Consider the following 16,842-nt stretch of genomic DNA (forward strand, 5'->3'; position numbering starts at 1 on the left):
ACTGCTTGGGCCGATCGGGAGCGGGGCGCGATGGACTCGTACGACGACCGGGGCGTGGACGAGGACGCCTCGGAGCCGCCCCGAGCGCCGGCTGACACCGAGCCCGTGCGCCGCGAAGGGGCCGAGGTCGTGCGGCAGGCAGGCTCCGAGGCCGGGCGGCAGGCAGGCTCCGAGCCCGTGCGGCAGGCCGGGCCCGCGGCCGGGATCGGGGCGCTCTCGCTCCCGTACCAGGTGGTCGCCGCCGTCGCGCTCGCCGTCCTCGGCGTCTTCGCCTGCGTCCACCTCGCGATGGTGTTCCTGCACGTCGCCCCGTCGAACACGCTGACCAAGCAGCACGGCGAGGCCGTCGACGACTGGATCTACCCCGAGTTCGAGCAGAACTGGAAGCTCTTCGCCCCCAACCCGCTGCAGCAGAACATCGCGGTCCAGGTGCGGGCGCAGCTGGCCGGGAAGGACGGCAGCCGCCGGACGACGGGCTGGATCGACCTCACCGCCGAGGACACCGAGCAGATCCGCGGCAGCCTCCTGCCCAGCCACACCGAGCAGAACGAGCTCCGCAGGGCCTGGGACTTCTACCTGAACAGCCACACCGACGACCACCGCCCCAACGGGCTGCGCGGCGAGCTCTCCGCGAGCTACCTGCGGCGGATCGTGATGCTGCGCCTCGACGGACGGGCGCTCGGCGGCACCGTCCAGCGGATCCAGGTGCGCTCCGTGACCACACCCGTCCCCTCCCCCGCCTGGAGCGGCGAGAAGACCGACACCCAGCCGGTCTTCCGCAGCTACCCGTGGTGGCGGATCACCGATGCCGACCGGCCCGCCGCGGCCGCGGCCGCGGGCGCCGAGGCCGGTGGCCTCGCGCCGAACCGCATGGAGGCGGGCCGATGAGCCGCACCCCCGCTGCCCCCGCGCAGCCCCGCGTCCCCTTCGACCGGCGCCTCGGCCAGGCCGTCCAGAAGGTCACCGCCCAGGCCCTCGGCCCGTACCAGACGGCGATCGTACGGATCGGCTTCTCCTTCACCTGGCTGCTGTTCCTGCTGCGCGAATGGCCGCACCGGCAGGAGCTGTACGGGCCGGACGGCCCCTGGTCCTGGGAGATGGGCCGTCGGCTGATCGCCGACAACCACTCCTTCAGCGCCCTCATGTGGTCGGACGGGCGCCTGTGGTTCGAGATCGTCTACGGGCTCGCCCTGCTCTCCGCCGTCCTGCTGCTGCTCGGCTGGCACACCCGGGCCGTGTCGGTGGTCTTCATGGCCGGGGTGCTGTCCCTGCAGAACCGGTCCATCTTCATGGGCGACGGCGGCGACAACGTCGTCCACATCATGGCGCTCTACCTGGTCCTCACCCGCTGCGGCCAGGTCTGGTCGCTCGACGCCCGCCGCGCCGCCCGGCGCGCGGAGAGCGGGGCGGAGGCCGGCCCCGGGAGCGGGCCCGCGCGGGATCTCGTCGGGCCGCTGCTGTGGACGGTGCTCGGCGGGCTCCTGATGGCCACCACCTACTTCTCCGGGCTCACCGGGGAATGGTGGCTCGTGGTGCTGCTGTGGGTGCTGTGGCTGGGGCACGGACTGTGGTGGCTGGTCTGCCGGTACGCCCCCGGCGAGCCGCGCACCCTGCTCGACGTCATCGCCAACCTCACCCACAACACGACCCTCGTCGTGATCATGGCGGAGGTCTGCCTGATCTACGCCACGGCCGGCTGGTACAAGGTCCAGGGCTCGCGCTGGCAGGACGGCACCGCGCTGTACTACCCGCTCAGGCTGGACTACTTCTCCCCCTGGCCCGCCCTCTCCGATCTGCTGGGATCGAGCGGGGTGATGGTGCTGCTGCTGACCTACGGCACGGTCATCGTCCAGGTCGCCTTCCCCTTCACGCTCTTCAACCGCAAGGTCAAGAACGTCCTGCTGGCGGCGATGATGCTGGAGCACGCCGGCATCGCCGTGCTGCTGGGGCTGCCCGTCTTCTCGCTCGCGATGATCTCAGCGGACGCGATCTTCCTGCCGACGGCGTTCCTGCTCTGGCTGGGCGCGCGGGCGGCCCGCGGCCGGGACCGGCTGCTGCGGCGCAAGCCCGAGGAAGCGGTGCCCGAGCCCCGTCCCCGTACCCTCGTCGGGTGAGCACCACCGAGGAACAGCCCAGCACCGTCGAGAGCGCCGGACCGAGCGAGCCGATCCAGTACGACGAGGGGTTCGCCCCCGAGATCGGGGTCGGACCGCACCCGGAGCCCTGGCCGCAGGGCGAGCGCTACGACCCCGAGCTGCTCGCCGGCGGCGACCGGCGCAACGTCGTCGACCGCTACCGGTACTGGACCCGGGAGGCGATCGTCGCGGACCTGGACACCCGGCGCCACGACTTCCACGTGGCGGTGGAGAACTGGGGCCACGACTTCAACATCGGTTCCGTGGTGCGGACCGCCAACGCCTTCCTCGCGAAGGAGATCCACATCGTGGGGCGGCGGCGCTGGAACCGGCGCGGGGCCATGGTCACCGACCGCTACCAGCATGTGCGCCACCACCCGGACACCGAGGCGCTGACCGCCTGGGCGGCCGCCGAGAACCTGCCGATCATCGGCATCGACAACCTGCCGGGCTCGGTGCCGCTGGAGCGCACCGTCCTGCCGCGCCGCTGTGTGCTGCTGTTCGGGCAGGAGGGGCCCGGCCTCACCGAGGAGGCCCGGAAGCACGCGGCGATGGTCTGCTCGATCGCCCAGTTCGGCTCGACCCGGTCGATCAACGCGGGCGCGGCGGCCGCCGTCGCCATGCACGCCTGGGTGCAGCGCTACGCCGAGATCGACTGACAGGGCGGGGCGGGGAGGGGAGGGCTGGCCGGGCCGGGGATGTGACTCCCCGACCCCTCCGACTCACCCGACCCGACCCGGCCCGACCCGATCCCGCCCCGTCCGTGGCCGGGTGCCGGGTGCCGTCAGGCCTGGCGGCGGACCTCCACCACGCGGAAGCGGTTGGAGACGAAGGCGCCGTCGCACAGCGCCGCGTTCGCCGCCGGGTTGCCGCCCGAGCCGTGGAAGTCGGAGAACGCCGCCGTCTGGTTCACATAGACGCCGCCGGTCAGGTTCAGCGAGAGCTGCGCCGACTCCTCCAGGCAGACCTCCTCCACGGCACGCTCCGTGTCGGCCGAGGTGGTGTACGCGCCGACCGTCATCGCGCCCTTCTCCCGGACCGTGCGCCGCAGCAGCTCCAGGGCGTCGGCGGTCGAGTCGACCGAGACGGCGAAGGAGACCGGGCCGAAGCACTCGGAGAAGTACGCCGCCTCCGCGTCCGGCTTGGAGCCGTCCAGCTTCACGATGACCGGGGTGCGGACCACGGCCTCGGGGAAGTCCGGGTTGGGCACCTCGCGGGAGGCCAGCGCCACCTCGCCCAGGCTCGCGGCGGCCTCCAGACGCGCCTTCACGTCCGGGTTGACCAGGGCGCCGAGCAGCGCGTTCGCCCGGGCGTCGTCGCCGAGCAGGCCGCCGACCGCGCCCGCGAGGTCGGCCACGACCTCGTCGTACGACTTCGGGCCCTGGTCGGTGGTGATGCCCTCGCGGGGGATCAGCAGGTTCTGCGGGGTGGTGCACATCTGGCCGCTGTACAGGGACAGGGAGAAGGCCAGGTTGGAGAGCATGCCCTTGTAGTCGTCGGTGGAGTCGACGACGACCGTGTTGACGCCGGCCTTCTCCGTGTAGACCTGCGCCTGGCGGGCGTTGGCCTCCAGCCAGTCGCCGAAGGCGGTCGAGCCGGTGTAGTCGATGATGCGGATCTCGGGGCGGACGGCCAGCGTCTTGGCGATGCCCTCGCCGGGACGCTCGGCGGCGAGCGCCACCAGGTTGGGGTCGAAGCCGGCCTCGGCGAGGACCTCGCGGGCGACGCGGACCGTGAGGGCCAGCGGGAGGACCGCGCGGGGGTGCGGCTTGACCAGGACCGGGTTGCCGGTGGCCAGGGAGGCGAACAGGCCCGGGTAGCCGTTCCAGGTCGGGAAGGTGTTGCAGCCGATCATGAGCGCGATGCCGCGGGCGACCGGGGTGAACTCCTTGGACAGCTCCAGGGGCTCGCGCTTGCCCTGCGGCTTGGACCAGTCGGCGCGGCCCGCGGGGGTGCGGGTCTGCTCCTCGTACGCGTACGCCACCGCCTCGAGGCCGCGGTCCTGGGCGTGCGGGCCGCCGGCCTGGAAGGCCATCATGAAGGCCTGGCCGCTGGTGTGCATGACGGCGTGCGCGAACTCGTGGGTGCGGGCGGAGATCCGGGCGAGGATCTCCAGACAGACCAGGGCGCGGGTTTCGGGACCCGCGTCGCGCCAGGCGCCCATGCCGGCGCGCATCGCGGGCAGCAGCACGTCGATGTCGGGGTGCGGATAGGTGATGCCGAGCGCCGGGCCGTACGGGGAGACCTCCGCGCCGGTCCAGTCGTCGGTGCCGGGCTGGTCGAGCTCGAAGCGGTTGTCGAGCAGGGCCTTGTAGGCGTCGAGCCCGGCGGCCGCGTCCAGCGAGCCGTCCTCCCCGTACGCCTTGGGGTGCTCCGGGTACGGAGACCAGTACGCGCGCGTGCGGATGGTGTCGAGGGCCTGGTCCAGGGTGGACCGGTGCTTGTCGGCCAGACGGTCGGTGGTCAGCTGAGCGGCGGCCATGGGCGCAACTCCTCAATGAGCTGGGCAGGGGCAGGCGTACGGAGTTAGAGTAACCGAACGATCGGTCGGGACAAGGGGGTCCGGCGATCCTGTGGAAAACCCATCGGGGAGGATCACTCCTATGACCGCCAACACGACCGTCCAGGGGAGCGACGCGGTGTCGGCCGACGGAGCCGGACCCATCGATCCCAGCCGCACCGTCGCCGTCGTCGGCACGGGGACCATGGGCCAGGGCATCGCCCAGGTCGCCCTCCTCGCGGGCCATCCCGTCCGCCTCCACGACAGCGCTCCGGGCCGCGCCGACGAGGCCGTGACCGCCGTCCGGGGACGCCTGGACCGGCTCGTCGAGAAGGGCCGGCTCGGCAAGGAGGAGCGGGACGCGGCCGTCGACCGGCTGCACGCGGCCGGCGGGCTCGCCGAGCTCGCGGACGCCGCCCTCGTCGTCGAGGCGATCGTCGAGAACCTGGCGGTCAAGCAGGGCCTCTTCGCCGACCTGGAGGCCCTCGTCGGCGAGGACACCGTGCTCGCCACCAACACCTCCTCCCTCTCCGTCACCGCCATCGCGGGCGGCCTGCGGCTGCCCGGGCGCTTCGTCGGGATGCACTTCTTCAACCCGGCGCCGCTGCTGCCGCTCGTCGAGATCGTCAGCGGCTTCGCCACCGACCCGGCCGCCGCCACGCGCGCGTACGAGACGGCGAAGAGCTGGGGCAAGACGCCGGTGCGCTGCGCCGACACCCCCGGCTTCATCGTCAACCGGGTCGCCCGCCCCTTCTACGCCGAGGCGCTGCGGGTCTACGAGGAGGGCGCGGCCGACCCCGCCACCATCGACGCGGCGCTGCGCGAGTCCGGCGGCTTCCGGATGGGCCCCTTCGAGCTGACCGACCTCATCGGCCAGGACGTCAACGAGGCCGTGACGCGCTCGGTGTGGGAGTCCTTCTACCAGGACCCCAAGTTCACGCCCTCGCTCGCGCAGCGACGGCTCGTCGAGTCCGGGCGGCTGGGGCGCAAGTCGGGCCACGGCTGGTTCTCGTACGCGGAGGGCGCCGAGCGTCCCGAGCCGCACACGGCGGAGCCCGCGAAGGCGCCCGCGACGATTACGGTGCGGGGAGATCTGGGGCCCGCGGAGCCGCTGGCGGAGCTGTTCGAGCAGGCCGGGATCGCCGTGCGGCGCGAGGAGGGCGACGGTCACATCGAGCTGCCCGGCGGGGCCAGGCTCGACCTCGCGGACGGCGAGACCGCCTTCGAATTCCACCAGGACGAGGTCGTCTACTTCGACCTGGCGCTCGACTACGCGGCGGCGAGCCGGATCGTGCTGTCCGCGCGCGAGGGCATCCCGCCCGAGGTCCTCGCCGAGGCGGTGGGGCTCTTCCAGGCGCTCGGCAAGAAGGTGTCCGTGATCGGCGACGTGCCGGGCATGATCGTCGCCCGTACGGTCGCGATGCTGGCCGATGTCGCGGCGGACGCCGTCGGTCGCGGGGTGGCCAGCGCCGAGGACGTGGACACGGCCATGCGGCTCGGGGTGAACTACCCGGTGGGCCCCCTGGAGTGGGCCCGGCGCGTGGGCCACCGGGACCTGTGCAGCCTGCTCGGCAACCTGCACGAACGCTATCCGACCGGCCGCTACGCCCCCTCGCCGGCCCTGGTCCGCCGGGCGAGCGCCGAAGAGGCGGAGGAGAGCCGATGACCACCGCGCGGCGAGACACCTACACCCCCGACACGCTGCTCTCCGTCGCCGTCACGGTCTTCAACGAGCGCGGCTACGACGGCACGTCCATGGAGCACCTGTCCAAGGCGGCCGGGATCTCCAAGTCCTCGATCTACCACCACGTGGCGGGCAAGGAGGAGCTGCTGCGGCGGGCGGTGAGCCGGGCGCTCGACGGGCTGTTCGCGGTGCTCGACGAGCCGGGGGCGGGCCGGGGGCGGGCCGTGGAGCGGGTGGAGTACGTGACCCGGCGCACCGTGGAGGTGCTGATCGAGGAGCTCCCGTACGTCACGCTGCTGCTGCGGGTGCGGGGCAACACCAAGACCGAGCGGTGGGCGATGGAGCGGCGCCGCGAGTTCGACCACCGGGTGGCCGAGCTCCTGAAGGCGGCGGCGGCCGACGGCGACCTGCGGGCGGACATGGACATCCGGCTCGCCACCAGGCTGCTCTTCGGAATGATCAACTCGCTGGTCGAGTGGTACAAGCCGCACGCGGACTCCCCGGCGGAGCGGGAGCAGCTGGCGGAGACCGTCGTGCACCTCGCCTTCGACGGGCTGCGCGCGACCCGCTGAGCAGTGTGAGGGGGCCTTCGGGCCCCCTCACGGCGTGTCGGGCCCGGTGGCTCAGCCCCGTCGGTCCGGGTCGGGGTCGAGGTCGGTCTCCTCGAAGACCAGCAGCGTGCGGGTCGAGAGGACCTCGGGGATCGACTGGAGGCGGGTGAGCACCAGCTCCCGCAGGGTCCTGTTGTCGGGGGTGTGGACCAGCAGCAGCACGTCGAAGTCGCCGCTGACCAGGGCGATGTGCGCGGCCCCCGGCAGGGCCTGGAGCTGCTCGCGCACGGTGCGCCAGGAGTTCTGGACGATCTTGAGCGTGATGTAGGCGGAGGCCCCGTGTCCCGCCCGTTCGTGGTTGACGCGGGCGCTGAATCCGCGGATCACCCCGTCGTCGATGAGCCGGTTGATGCGCGCGTACGCGTTGGCGCGGGAGACGTGGACCCGCTCGGCCACGGAACGGACCGAGGCGCGGCCGTCCGCCTGGAGGAGCCGCAGGATGTCCCGGTCGATGGCGTCCAGCGGGCGGGCGGGCGGCATCGGGGAGACGATGGCAGGGCCGGTTCCCGGGCCCACCGGGCCCGCCGGGACGCCCGTCGAGGGGGCGGCGCCGGGGGGCGCGTTCAGGGGCTCGTCGACGGTGCGCTCCTCGATGTCGGCCATTTGTTCATCCGCCATGTCCCCCCGCCTCTCTCTCGTGGACGACCTGCACCCATCCCAAGCTGTGGAGAACCGTTTGTCCACAGGCTGCGGGTGCCTGTAGCCAAAATGCCTCCACGACCGAACAATCGGTAGGTGAGGCGCGCCACATTTTTCGCGCCACCCGCCTTCGGGTCTTATGCCCGCTCCCACGAGGAGGTGGACTCGTTGCAACAGCGCAGTTCGACAGTCCAAGAGCCCCCCGGTGCCGCTCTCGCCTACCGGCCCACCCCGCCGCCGGCCTGGCGTCCGCGGACCGACCCCGCCCCGCTGCTGCCGGACGCCGAGCCGCTGCGCGTGATCGGCACGGACGCCGTGGCCGACGCCGACCCGGAGCTGCTGCGCCGCCTCTACGCCGAGCTGGTGCGCGGCCGCCGGTACAACGCGCAGGCGACCGCCCTCACCAAGCAGGGCCGCCTCGCGGTGTACCCGTCCACCACCGGCCAGGAGGCCTGCGAGGTGGCCGCCGCGCTGGCCCTCGAGGAGCGGGACTGGCTCTTCCCCTCGTACCGCGACACCCTGGCCGCCGTCGCCCGCGGGCTCGACCCCGTCCAGGCCCTGACGCTGCTGCGCGGCGACTGGCACACCGGCTACGACCCGCACGAGCACCGCATAGCCCCGCTGTGCACCCCGCTCGCCACCCAGCTCCCGCACGCGGTGGGCCTCGCGCACGCCGCCCGCCTCAAGGGCGACGACGTGGTGGCCCTCGCCATGGTCGGCGACGGCGGCACCAGTGAGGGCGACTTCCACGAGGCGCTGAACTTCGCGGCCGTCTGGCAGGCCCCCGTGGTCTTCTTCGTGCAGAACAACGGCTTCGCGATCTCCGTGCCGCTCGCCAAGCAGACCGCGGCCCCGTCCCTGGCGCACAAGGCCGTCGGATACGGCATGCCGGGCCGGCTCGTCGACGGCAACGACGCCGTCGCCGTCCACCAGGTGCTCACCGAGGCCGTGACCCGCGCGCGGCGCGGCGGCGGGCCCACCCTCGTCGAGGCGATCACCTACCGGATCGACGCCCACACCAACGCCGACGACGCCACCCGCTACCGCGGCGACAGCGAGGTCGAGACCTGGCGGGCGCACGATCCGATCCTGCTCCTGGAGCGGGAGCTGACCGAGCGCGGCCTGCTCGACGAGGACGGGCGGCGCGCGGCGGCCGAGGCCGCCGAGACGATGGCGGCGGCGCTGCGCGAGCGGATGAACGCCGACCCCGTGCTCGACCCGATGGACCTGTTCGCCCACGTCTACGCCGAGCGGACCGCGCAGCTGCGCGAGCAGGCGGAGCAGCTGCGGGCGGAGCTCGACGCCGAGAGCGAGGCGGGATGACCACCCACGCGACCGCGAGGCCGGCCCGGAAGGCCGCGGCCAAGCCCGCGACCATGGCGCAGGCCCTCCAGCGGGCCATGCGCGACGCGATGGCCGAGGACCCCACCGTCCATGTGATGGGCGAGGACGTCGGCACCCTCGGCGGTGTCTTCCGGGTCACCGACGGGCTCGCCAAGGAGTTCGGCGAGGACCGCTGTACGGACACGCCGCTGGCCGAGGCGGGCATCCTCGGCACGGCCGTCGGCATGGCCATGTACGGGCTGCGGCCCGTCGTGGAGATGCAGTTCGACGCGTTCGCCTACCCGGCGTTCGAGCAGCTCCTCAGCCATGTCGCCAAGATGCGCAACCGCACCCGCGGGGCGATGTCGATGCCGATCGTGGTCCGCGTCCCGTACGGCGGCGGGATCGGCGGAGTCGAGCACCACTGCGACTCCTCCGAGGCCTACTACATGGCCACGCCCGGCCTCCACGTCGTCACCCCGGCGACCGTCGAGGACGCCTACGGGCTGCTGCGCGCCGCCATCGCCTCCGACGACCCGGTGGTCTTCCTGGAGCCCAAGCGGCTGTACTGGTCGAAGTCCGACTGGTCGCCCGAGGCGCCCGCCGCCGTGGAGCCGATCGGCAAGGCGGTCGTGCGCCGCAGCGGCACCAGCGCCACCCTGATCACCTACGGCCCCTCGCTGCCGGTCTGCATGGAGGCCGCCGAGGCGGCCCAGGCCGAGGGCTGGGACCTGGAGGTCGTCGACCTGCGCTCGCTCGTGCCCTTCGACGACGAGACCGTGTGCGCCTCGGTGAAGCGCACCGGCCGGGCCGTCGTCGTGCACGAGTCCTCCGGCTTCGGCGGACCGGGCGGGGAGATCGCCGCGCGGGTGACCGAGCGCTGCTTCCACCACCTGGAGGCGCCGGTGCTGCGGGTCGCGGGCTTCGACATCCCCTACCCGGCGCCGATGCTGGAGCGCCACCACCTGCCCGGCGTGGACCGGGTCCTGGACGCGGTCGCCCGGCTCCAGTGGGAGGCGGGGAGCTGATGGCCCAGGTGCTCGAATTCAAGCTGCCCGACCTCGGCGAGGGCCTCACCGAGGCCGAGATCGTGCGCTGGCTGGTGAACGTCGGCGACGTCGTCGCCATCGACCAGCCGGTCGTCGAGGTCGAGACGGCCAAGGCGATGGTGGAGGTGCCCTGCCCGTACGGGGGTGTGGTCACCGCCCGCTTCGGCGAGGAGGGGACCGAACTCCCGGTCGGCGCGCCGCTCCTGACCGTCGCCGTCGGCGGCGGTGCGGCTCCGTCCGCGGAGGCCGCCTCGGCCGACTCGGCTGCCTCGGCGGCCGAGTCCTCGGAGTACTCCGGCAACGTGCTGATCGGCTACGGCACCTCCGGGCCCGCGGCGCGCCGCCGCCGGGTCCGGCGCGAGACGCCCGTCACGGCGTCCGTGACGGCCACCGCCGCGCCCGCCGCCGCACCGGTCGCCGCTCCTGCCGTGGCGCCCGTCGTGCCGCAGGGGCCCGTCCCCGTGATCTCCCCGCTGGTGCGCAAGCTCGCCCGGGACGAGGGGCTCGACCTGCGGGAGGTCCGCGGTTCCGGCCCCGACGGGCTGATCCTGCGTGCCGACGTCGAGAACGCCCTCGCCGTACGGGACCGGACCGCCCCGGCGCCCACGGCCACCCCCGGCCACGCCACCGCAGCCGCCCCCGCGGCCGGTGTGGCAGCCGCCGCGGGCGAGCGGATACCGCTGCGCGGGGTGCGCGGGGCGGTGGCCGACAAGCTGTCCCGCAGCCGTACGGAGATCCCCGACGCCACCTGCTGGGTCGACGCCGACGCCACCGAACTCATGGCGGCGCGGTCGGCGATGAACGCGGCGGGCGGGCCGAAGATCTCCGTGCTCGCGCTGCTCGCCCGGATCTGCACCCACGCCCTGGCCCGCTTCCCGGAGCTCAACTCCACGGTGGACACGGCCGCGCGGGAGATCGTCCGGCTGCCGTCGGTGCACCTGGGCTTCGCGGCCCAGACCGAACGCGGTCTGGTCGTCCCCGTGGTCAAGGACGCCGGCGGGCGCACCGCCGAGTCGCTGACCGCCGAGTTCGCCCGGCTGACCGAGTCGGCGCGACAGGGGACGCTCACCCCGGCCGACCTGACCGGCGGCACGTTCACCCTGAACAACTACGGGGTGTTCGGCGTCGACGGCTCCACGCCGATCATCAACCACCCCGAGGCGGCCATGCTCGGGGTCGGCCGGATCGTCCCCAAGCCGTGGGTGCACCAGGGCGAACTGGCGGTACGTCAGGTGGCCCAGCTCTCGCTGAGCTTCGACCACCGGGTCTGCGACGGCGGGACCGCCGGCGGCTTCCTGCGCTACGTCGCCGACTGCGTCGAGAGCCCGGCGGTGCTGCTGCGCACGCTGTGACGACAGGACTCCGCCGGGGCGGACGCCGGCCGGGGCACGGGGCCCCGGCGGTTCCCGGCGGCCCCGTCCGGGACCCAACCCCACGCCGGGTCCCGGACACGTCCGGCGCCCGGGCCTCCCGTCGTCTCCCTCCGTGAGACGAGCGGCCCGGGGCGGCCGATCCCGCGCGGGCGCGGACGATACTGCTGGGATGACGACCTCGTACGACGCCATCGTGCTCGCCGGCGGCGCCGCCCGGCGCCTCGGCGGCGCCGACAAGCCCGGAGTGCGGGTCGGCGGCCGGAGCCTGCTCGACCGGGTCCTGGCGGGCTGCCGCGCCGCCGGGACGACCGTGGTCGTCGCCGCGCCACGGGCCACCGCCCGCCCGGTGGAATGGGCGAGGGAGACCCCGCCCGGCGGCGGCCCCCTCGCGGCCCTCGACGCGGGCCTGCGCCGACTGGCGGCCGTCTCCGCCGGCGGGACGGCCACGCCTGTTGCCGACGGCCCTGCCGACGGCCCTGCTGACGGCGGGCCCGCCGTCGCCCCCGGAGGCGAATCCGGTGCCGGGCCCGCCTCCGGTGCCCGGCCCGCGGCCGCCGCTCTCTCCGCACCCGCCGTGCCGCCCGCCGGGCCCGCCCCCGACCCCCTCGTTCTGCTCCTCTCCGCCGACCTCCCCTTCTTCGGGGCCGACACCGCCCAGGCCCTCGTGGAGGCCCTCGTGCGGGAGACCGGGGCCGACGGTGCCGTACTGGTGGACGGGGAGGGGCGGGAGCAGCCCCTGGTGGGGGCATATCGGGTGCGGGCGCTGCGGCGGGGGATCGACCGGGTCGTCGCCGAGCGGGGCACGACGGAGGGGCTTCCGCTGCGGCTGGTCACCGGCGAGCTGGCGCTCGTAAGGGTTGCGGCGCGGGGCCAGGCCTCGTTCGACTGCGACACCTGGGGGGACATCGCCGCGGCCCGGGCGCGGATCAGGGAGCATGGGAACGTGCTGGACGAATGGATCACCGCAGTCAAGGACGAGCTGGGCATCGACCTGGACGTCGACACGGGCGTGTTGCTCGACCTCGCCCGTGACGCCGCCCACGGCGTCGCCCGCCCCGCCGCGCCGCTCACCACGTTCCTGGTCGGATACGCGGCGGCCAGGGCCGGGGCCGACGGGGGGCCGCAGGCCGTGGCCGAGGCCGCCCGCAAGGCCGCCGCGCTCGCCGAGCGCTGGGCCGCCGAGCGGGATGATGCGGGATGACGATGAAGGAGCGGCTGCCCGACGACGGCGTGGAGGACGCCCTCGCCCTCGTCGGCCGGCCCCGCACGGACTCCCCGCGTCACGAGCGCCATCGCGCCACCCCCTGGGCCGAGGCCCGTGCCGTCGCCGCCCGGGCCGGTGAGGCCGCCGCGGCCGCGCGGGGGCCCGCCAGGGTGCCGCTGGGGCAGGGCCTCGGGCAGGTGCTGGCCGAGGCCCTGTGCGCGCTGACCGACCTGCCCTCCTTCGACACCTCCGCCATGGACGGCTGGGCCGTCGCGGGCCCCGGCCCCTGGCGCGTCGACCCCGACGGCGCCGTCCTCGCCGGACACGCCCCCGCCGCCGAGCTCGCCGACGGCGACGCCGTGCGGATCGCGACCGGCGCCCGGGTGCCGGCCGGGGCCACCGCCGTCGTCCGCAGCGAGCACTCCCGTACCGACGCCGCCGGGCAGCTCCACGCCCTGCGCGAGGTCGTCCACGGACAGGACATCCGCCCCCGGGGCCAGGAGTGCCGCACCGGCGACCGGCTGCTGCCCGCCGGGACCGCGGTGACCCCCGCGGTCCTCGGCCTCGCCGCCGCGGCCGGCTACGACGAGCTGGCCGTGCGCCCGCGCCCGCGCGTGGAGGTGCTCGTCCTCGGCGACGAGCTGCTCACCGCCGGCCTCCCCCACGAGGGCCTGATCCGCGACGCACTCGGCCCGATGCTCGGCCCCTGGCTGGCGGCGCTCGGCGTCGAGGTGCTCGGCACCCGCCGGATCGGCGACGACGCCGAGGCGCTGTACGCGGCCGTCACCGGCTCCCCCGCCGACGTGGTGATCACCACCGGCGGGACCGCCGCCGGGCCCGTCGACCACGTCCACCCGGTTCTCGACAAGGCCGGAGCGGTGCTCCTCGTCGACGGGGTGAAGGTGCGACCCGGCCATCCCATGCTCCTGGCACGGCTGGAGGGCGCGGAGACCGACAATCCCGAGGGGACTGGCAATCCCGAGGGGACCGACAATCCCGAGGGGACTGGCAATCCCGTTGGGACCGGTAATCCCGTTGGGACCGGTAATCCCGTTGGGACCGGTAATCCCGATAGGGCCGGGACTCCCGGTGGGACCGGCGACCCCCATGGGACCGGCGCCCCCCACGGGACCGGCGCCCCCCACGGCACCGGAACCCCCGTCGGGACCGGCGCCCCCCACGAGACCGCCTCCCCCCACGAGACCCCCGCCCCCGTGCGGCACCTCGTCGGGCTGCCCGGTAATCCGCTCGCCGCCGTCTCCGGGCTGCTCACGCTTGCCGAGCCCCTGCTGGGCGCCCTCGCCGGAAGGCCCGGTCGGGCGCCGTACCGGGTCTCCGTGGGCGCGGAGGTCCCGGGGCATCCGTACGACACCCGGCTCGTCCCCGTGGTCCTGCGGGGCGAGGAGGCCGAGCCGCTGCACTACAACGGGCCCGCGATGCTGCGCGGCATCGCCGCGGCCCACGGCATGGCCGTCGTCCCGCCGGGCGGTGCCCGGCCCGGGCAGCTCCTGGAGATCCTCGATCTGCCCTGGCCCGCGCTCTCGCCCCAAGGAGGGTGTTTCACGTGAAACTTCCCAGCCGGGACGTGATGGCCCGCCAGGCGGACGAGAAGCTGGCGGGCTCCCGGATCCAACTCCCGCGCCGCGTCGTGGAGAAGCCCCTGCGGCAGGTCGGCAAGCGCCTGCTGATGGCCCTGGGCGTGCTGGTCGTGACCGTCCTCATCGTCTATCTCGACCGGGACGGCTACCACGACAACGCCAACGAGACCGTCGACTTCCTCGACTGCGTCTACTACGCGACGGTGACCCTCTCCACGACGGGCTACGGCGACATCGTCCCGTACAGCGACTCGGCGCGGCTGGCGAACATCCTGCTGGTCACGCCGCTGCGCGTGCTGTTTCTGATCATCTTGGTCGGTACCACCCTCGAGGTCCTCACGGAGCGGACCCGGGAGGAGTTCCGGCTGAACCGCTGGAGGGCCGCCTTGCGCGAGCACACCGTCATCGTCGGTTTCGGCACCAAGGGGCGTTCGGCGATCCAGACGCTCTGCGCGACCGGACTGCGCAAGGACCAGATCGTCATCGTCGACCCTTCCAACAAGGTGATCGAGGCGGCCAACGCCGACGGCTTCGTCGGAGTCGTCGGCGACGCGACCCGCAGCGATGTGCTGCTCCGCGCCGAGGTGCAGAGGGCCCGTCAGATCGTCATCGCCACCCAGCGCGACGACACGGCCGTCCTGGTCACCCTGACGGCCCGCCAGCTCAACCGCGGGGCGAAGATCGTCGCCGCCGTCCGCGAGGAGGAGAACGCGCCGCTGCTGCGCCAGTCCGGCGCCGACGCCGTGATCACCAGTGCCAGCGCCGCCGGCCGGCTGCTCGGCCTCTCGGTGCTCAGCCCGAGCGCGGGCACCGTCATGGAGGACCTGATCCAGCAGGGCTCCGGACTCGACCTCGTGGAACGGCCGGTGACCAAGGCCGAGGTGGGCCGGAGCGTACGGGAGACGGAGGACCTGGTGGTCAGCGTGCTGCGCGGCCACCGGCTGCTCGGATACGACGATCCCGCGGCCAGTCCGCTGCAGTTGACGGACCGTGTGATCACGATCGTGCGGGCCACACCGGTCACCCCGCTCACCGCACCGAGCGACGACTGACGCCCCGGAGTAGCCTCGCCGCCATGCATGCGATCACGATTCCGGAACCCGGTGGTCCCGAGGCGCTGGTCTGGGCCGAGGTGCCCGACCCCGTCCCCGCCGAGGGCGAGGTCCTCGTCGAGGTGGTGGCGAGCGCCGTCAACCGTGCCGATCTGCTCCAGCGGCAGGGCTACTACGACCCGCCGCCGGGCAGCTCCCCCTACCCCGGCCTGGAGTGCTCCGGCCGGATCGTCGCACTCGGCCCCGGGGTCTCCGGCTGGTCGGTGGGCGACGAGGTGTGCGCGCTGCTCGTCGGCGGCGGTTACGCGGAGAAGGTCGCCGTCCCGGCGGGGCAGCTGCTGCCCCGGCCGGAGGGCGTGGACCTGGTGACGGCCGCCGCGCTGCCCGAGGTGGCCTGCACCGTCTGGTCGAACGTCTTCATGCTGGCGCACCTGCGGCCGGGCGAGACGCTGCTCGTGCACGGCGGGGCGAGCGGCATCGGCACCATGGCGATCCAGCTGGCCAAGGCGGTCGGCGCCCGGGTCGCGGTCACGGCCGGCGGCCCCGAGAAGCTGGCGCGCTGCGCCGAGCTCGGCGCGGACATCCTGATCGACTACCGCGAGCAGGACTTCGTGGCGGAGCTGCACAAGGCGACGGACGGTGCCGGGGCGGACGTCATCCTGGACATCGTCGGCGCGAAGTACCTGGAGCGGAACATCAAGGCGCTCGCCGTCAACGGCCGGCTGGTCGTCATCGGCCTCCAGGGCGGTGTCAAGGGCGAGTTGAACCTGGGCGCGCTCATGGCCAAGCGCGCGGCCGTCCTGGCGACGACGCTGCGCTCCCGCCCGCTGAGCGAGAAGGCCGCCGTGGTGGCCGCGGTCCGCGAGCACGTGTGGCCGCTGATCGGCGCGGGCACGGTCACCCCGGTCGTCGACCGGACGGTGCCGCTGCCGGACGCCCCCGAGGCGCACCGGGCCATCGAGTCGGGCGCCCATGTCGGCAAGGTCCTGCTGCTCGCGCCGGAGAAGTGACCGAAGGCCCGGCGCCGTTCGCGGCGTCGGGCCTTCCTCACGTGTGAGCTGCCCGCATGGGGCGCTCGACCGGCCTACAGATACGGGCCGGAGCCCACCGCCCGCCCGTGGCCGGGGCCGTGGTCGTCGTCATCGTCGTGCGACGAGCCCGGCGGCAGCGCCCGGCGCATCTGCTCCAACTGGGCGCGGGCCGCCATCTGCTGGGCGAACAGCGCCGTCTGGATGCCGTGGAAGAGGCCTTCGAGCCAGCCCACCAGCTGGGCCTGCGCGATCCGCAGCTCCGAGTCGGAGGGGATGGCCTCGTCGGTGAACGGCAGGGAGAGCCGCTCCAGTTCCTCCACCAGCTCCGGCGCGAGACCGTCCTCCAGCTCCTTCACCGAGCTGGCGTGGATCTCCTTGAGCCGGACGCGGCTGGCCTCGTCGAGAGGTGCCGCCCTGACTTCCTCCAGAAGCTGCTTGATCATGCTGCCGATCCGCATGACCTTCGCAGGCTGCTCGACCATTTCCGTCACCGGGACCTCGCGGGATTCGTCGTCACCCTGAGTGCCGCCGAGCGCCATCCCGTCCTGGCCCACGATGAGGACCTGGGGGTGCTCCTGCGACCTGTCATTCCTCGGCATCTCCATGCCGCCATTCTCTCGCACACATGCCTCACCACACGGTG

At 73.8% G+C, this 16,842-nt stretch carries 15 protein-coding genes; 12 read left to right on the plus strand and 3 right to left on the minus strand.

Annotated elements, in window-relative coordinates:
• Positions 1 to 30 precede the first annotated feature (30 nt).
• Genes ACH414_RS12290 through ACH414_RS12300 form a run of 3 tightly spaced genes read left to right on the plus strand, consistent with a single transcriptional unit; the run spans position 31 to position 2,794 of the window.
• On the plus strand, positions 31 to 888 hold the full coding sequence (locus ACH414_RS12290; RefSeq protein ID WP_398941713.1) for a DUF5819 family protein: 858 nt from the start codon (positions 31 to 33) through the stop codon (positions 886 to 888).
• Positions 885 to 2,114, plus strand: a complete 1,230-nt coding sequence (locus ACH414_RS12295) for an HTTM domain-containing protein (RefSeq protein WP_398941715.1) — start codon at positions 885 to 887, stop codon at positions 2,112 to 2,114. The genes ACH414_RS12290 and ACH414_RS12295 overlap by 4 nt, the downstream gene beginning before the upstream one ends.
• A complete protein-coding gene (locus ACH414_RS12300) occupies positions 2,111 to 2,794 on the plus strand; it encodes a TrmH family RNA methyltransferase (protein WP_382539199.1) in 684 nt (227 codons plus the stop codon). The genes ACH414_RS12295 and ACH414_RS12300 overlap by 4 nt, the downstream gene beginning before the upstream one ends.
• A 125-nt stretch (positions 2,795 to 2,919) precedes the next feature.
• Here the strand turns inward: ACH414_RS12300 and paaN are convergent, their stop codons facing one another.
• Positions 2,920 to 4,617, minus strand: coding sequence for a phenylacetic acid degradation protein PaaN (gene paaN, locus ACH414_RS12305; RefSeq protein ID WP_386563264.1), 1,698 nt, complete (start codon positions 4,615 to 4,617; stop codon positions 2,920 to 2,922).
• Positions 4,618 to 4,738: 121 nt separating this feature from the next.
• On the opposite strand from paaN, the gene ACH414_RS12310 reads away from it, so the two are divergent.
• A complete protein-coding gene (locus tag ACH414_RS12310; RefSeq protein WP_382539205.1) occupies positions 4,739 to 6,301 on the plus strand; it encodes a 3-hydroxyacyl-CoA dehydrogenase in 1,563 nt (520 codons plus the stop codon).
• Positions 6,298 to 6,891, plus strand: a complete 594-nt coding sequence (locus ACH414_RS12315) for a TetR/AcrR family transcriptional regulator (protein ID WP_382539208.1) — start codon at positions 6,298 to 6,300, stop codon at positions 6,889 to 6,891. The genes ACH414_RS12310 and ACH414_RS12315 overlap by 4 nt, the downstream gene beginning before the upstream one ends.
• A 51-nt stretch (positions 6,892 to 6,942) precedes the next feature.
• Here the strand turns inward: ACH414_RS12315 and ACH414_RS12320 are convergent, their stop codons facing one another.
• On the minus strand, positions 6,943 to 7,548 hold the full coding sequence (locus tag ACH414_RS12320) for an Lrp/AsnC family transcriptional regulator (protein ID WP_386563269.1): 606 nt from the start codon (positions 7,546 to 7,548) through the stop codon (positions 6,943 to 6,945).
• Between the two features lie 180 nt (positions 7,549 to 7,728).
• Between ACH414_RS12320 and pdhA the strand changes: the two genes are divergently transcribed.
• The 7 genes from pdhA to ACH414_RS12355 all read left to right on the plus strand — a co-directional run bounded on the left by pdhA (position 7,729) and on the right by ACH414_RS12355 (position 16,178).
• Positions 7,729 to 8,892, plus strand: coding sequence for a pyruvate dehydrogenase (acetyl-transferring) E1 component subunit alpha (pdhA, locus tag ACH414_RS12325; RefSeq protein ID WP_382539213.1), 1,164 nt, complete (start codon positions 7,729 to 7,731; stop codon positions 8,890 to 8,892).
• Positions 8,889 to 9,920, plus strand: a complete 1,032-nt coding sequence (locus ACH414_RS12330) for an alpha-ketoacid dehydrogenase subunit beta (protein WP_398941716.1) — start codon at positions 8,889 to 8,891, stop codon at positions 9,918 to 9,920. Before pdhA ends, ACH414_RS12330 begins: the two co-directional genes overlap by 4 nt.
• Positions 9,920 to 11,293 (plus strand): dihydrolipoamide acetyltransferase family protein, encoded by a 1,374-nt coding sequence (locus ACH414_RS12335; RefSeq protein WP_398941717.1) that lies wholly within the window; start codon positions 9,920 to 9,922, stop codon positions 11,291 to 11,293. Before ACH414_RS12330 ends, ACH414_RS12335 begins: the two co-directional genes overlap by 1 nt.
• 190 nt (positions 11,294 to 11,483) lie before the next feature.
• The gene (locus ACH414_RS12340; RefSeq protein WP_382539222.1) at positions 11,484 to 12,515 is read left to right on the plus strand and encodes a DUF6457 domain-containing protein; all 1,032 of its coding nucleotides are present in this window, start codon (positions 11,484 to 11,486) and stop codon (positions 12,513 to 12,515) included.
• Entirely contained in the window at positions 12,512 to 14,086 is a 1,575-nt protein-coding gene (locus ACH414_RS12345; protein WP_398941718.1) for a molybdopterin molybdotransferase MoeA, read from the plus strand. Before ACH414_RS12340 ends, ACH414_RS12345 begins: the two co-directional genes overlap by 4 nt.
• Positions 14,083 to 15,168 (plus strand): potassium channel family protein, encoded by a 1,086-nt coding sequence (locus ACH414_RS12350; RefSeq protein WP_382539228.1) that lies wholly within the window; start codon positions 14,083 to 14,085, stop codon positions 15,166 to 15,168. Before ACH414_RS12345 ends, ACH414_RS12350 begins: the two co-directional genes overlap by 4 nt.
• Before the next feature lie 23 nt (positions 15,169 to 15,191).
• Positions 15,192 to 16,178, plus strand: coding sequence for an NAD(P)H-quinone oxidoreductase (locus ACH414_RS12355; protein ID WP_386563283.1), 987 nt, complete (start codon positions 15,192 to 15,194; stop codon positions 16,176 to 16,178).
• 74 nt (positions 16,179 to 16,252) lie between these two features.
• On the opposite strand, the gene ACH414_RS12360 is transcribed toward ACH414_RS12355, so the two are convergent.
• Complete coding sequence (locus tag ACH414_RS12360; protein WP_382539234.1) at positions 16,253 to 16,804, minus strand: bacterial proteasome activator family protein; 552 nt, start codon at positions 16,802 to 16,804, stop codon at positions 16,253 to 16,255.
• Between the last annotated feature and the right edge of the window lie 38 nt (positions 16,805 to 16,842).

Origin of the sequence: Streptomyces sp. NPDC020422, from assembly GCF_044386705.1 — a bacterium.
Taxonomy (GTDB): domain Bacteria; phylum Actinomycetota; class Actinomycetes; order Streptomycetales; family Streptomycetaceae; genus Streptomyces.

Excerpts from the sequence above, each read along its gene's own strand:
- ACH414_RS12290 (WP_398941713.1), top strand. The coding sequence starts at position 31 with ATGGACTCGTACGACGACCGGGGCGTGGACGAGGACGCCTCGGAGCCG.
- ACH414_RS12295 (WP_398941715.1), top strand. The coding sequence starts at position 885 with ATGAGCCGCACCCCCGCTGCCCCCGCGCAGCCCCGCGTCCCCTTCGAC.
- paaN (WP_386563264.1), bottom strand. The coding sequence starts at position 4,617 with ATGGCCGCCGCTCAGCTGACCACCGACCGTCTGGCCGACAAGCACCGG.
- ACH414_RS12310 (WP_382539205.1), top strand. The coding sequence starts at position 4,739 with ATGACCGCCAACACGACCGTCCAGGGGAGCGACGCGGTGTCGGCCGAC.
- ACH414_RS12315 (WP_382539208.1), top strand. The coding sequence starts at position 6,298 with ATGACCACCGCGCGGCGAGACACCTACACCCCCGACACGCTGCTCTCC.
- ACH414_RS12320 (WP_386563269.1), bottom strand. The coding sequence starts at position 7,548 with ATGGCGGATGAACAAATGGCCGACATCGAGGAGCGCACCGTCGACGAG.
- ACH414_RS12330 (WP_398941716.1), top strand. The coding sequence starts at position 8,889 with ATGACCACCCACGCGACCGCGAGGCCGGCCCGGAAGGCCGCGGCCAAG.
- ACH414_RS12335 (WP_398941717.1), top strand. The coding sequence starts at position 9,920 with ATGGCCCAGGTGCTCGAATTCAAGCTGCCCGACCTCGGCGAGGGCCTC.
- ACH414_RS12340 (WP_382539222.1), top strand. The coding sequence starts at position 11,484 with ATGACGACCTCGTACGACGCCATCGTGCTCGCCGGCGGCGCCGCCCGG.
- ACH414_RS12345 (WP_398941718.1), top strand. The coding sequence starts at position 12,512 with ATGACGATGAAGGAGCGGCTGCCCGACGACGGCGTGGAGGACGCCCTC.
- ACH414_RS12355 (WP_386563283.1), top strand. The coding sequence starts at position 15,192 with ATGCATGCGATCACGATTCCGGAACCCGGTGGTCCCGAGGCGCTGGTC.
- ACH414_RS12360 (WP_382539234.1), bottom strand. The coding sequence starts at position 16,804 with ATGGAGATGCCGAGGAATGACAGGTCGCAGGAGCACCCCCAGGTCCTC.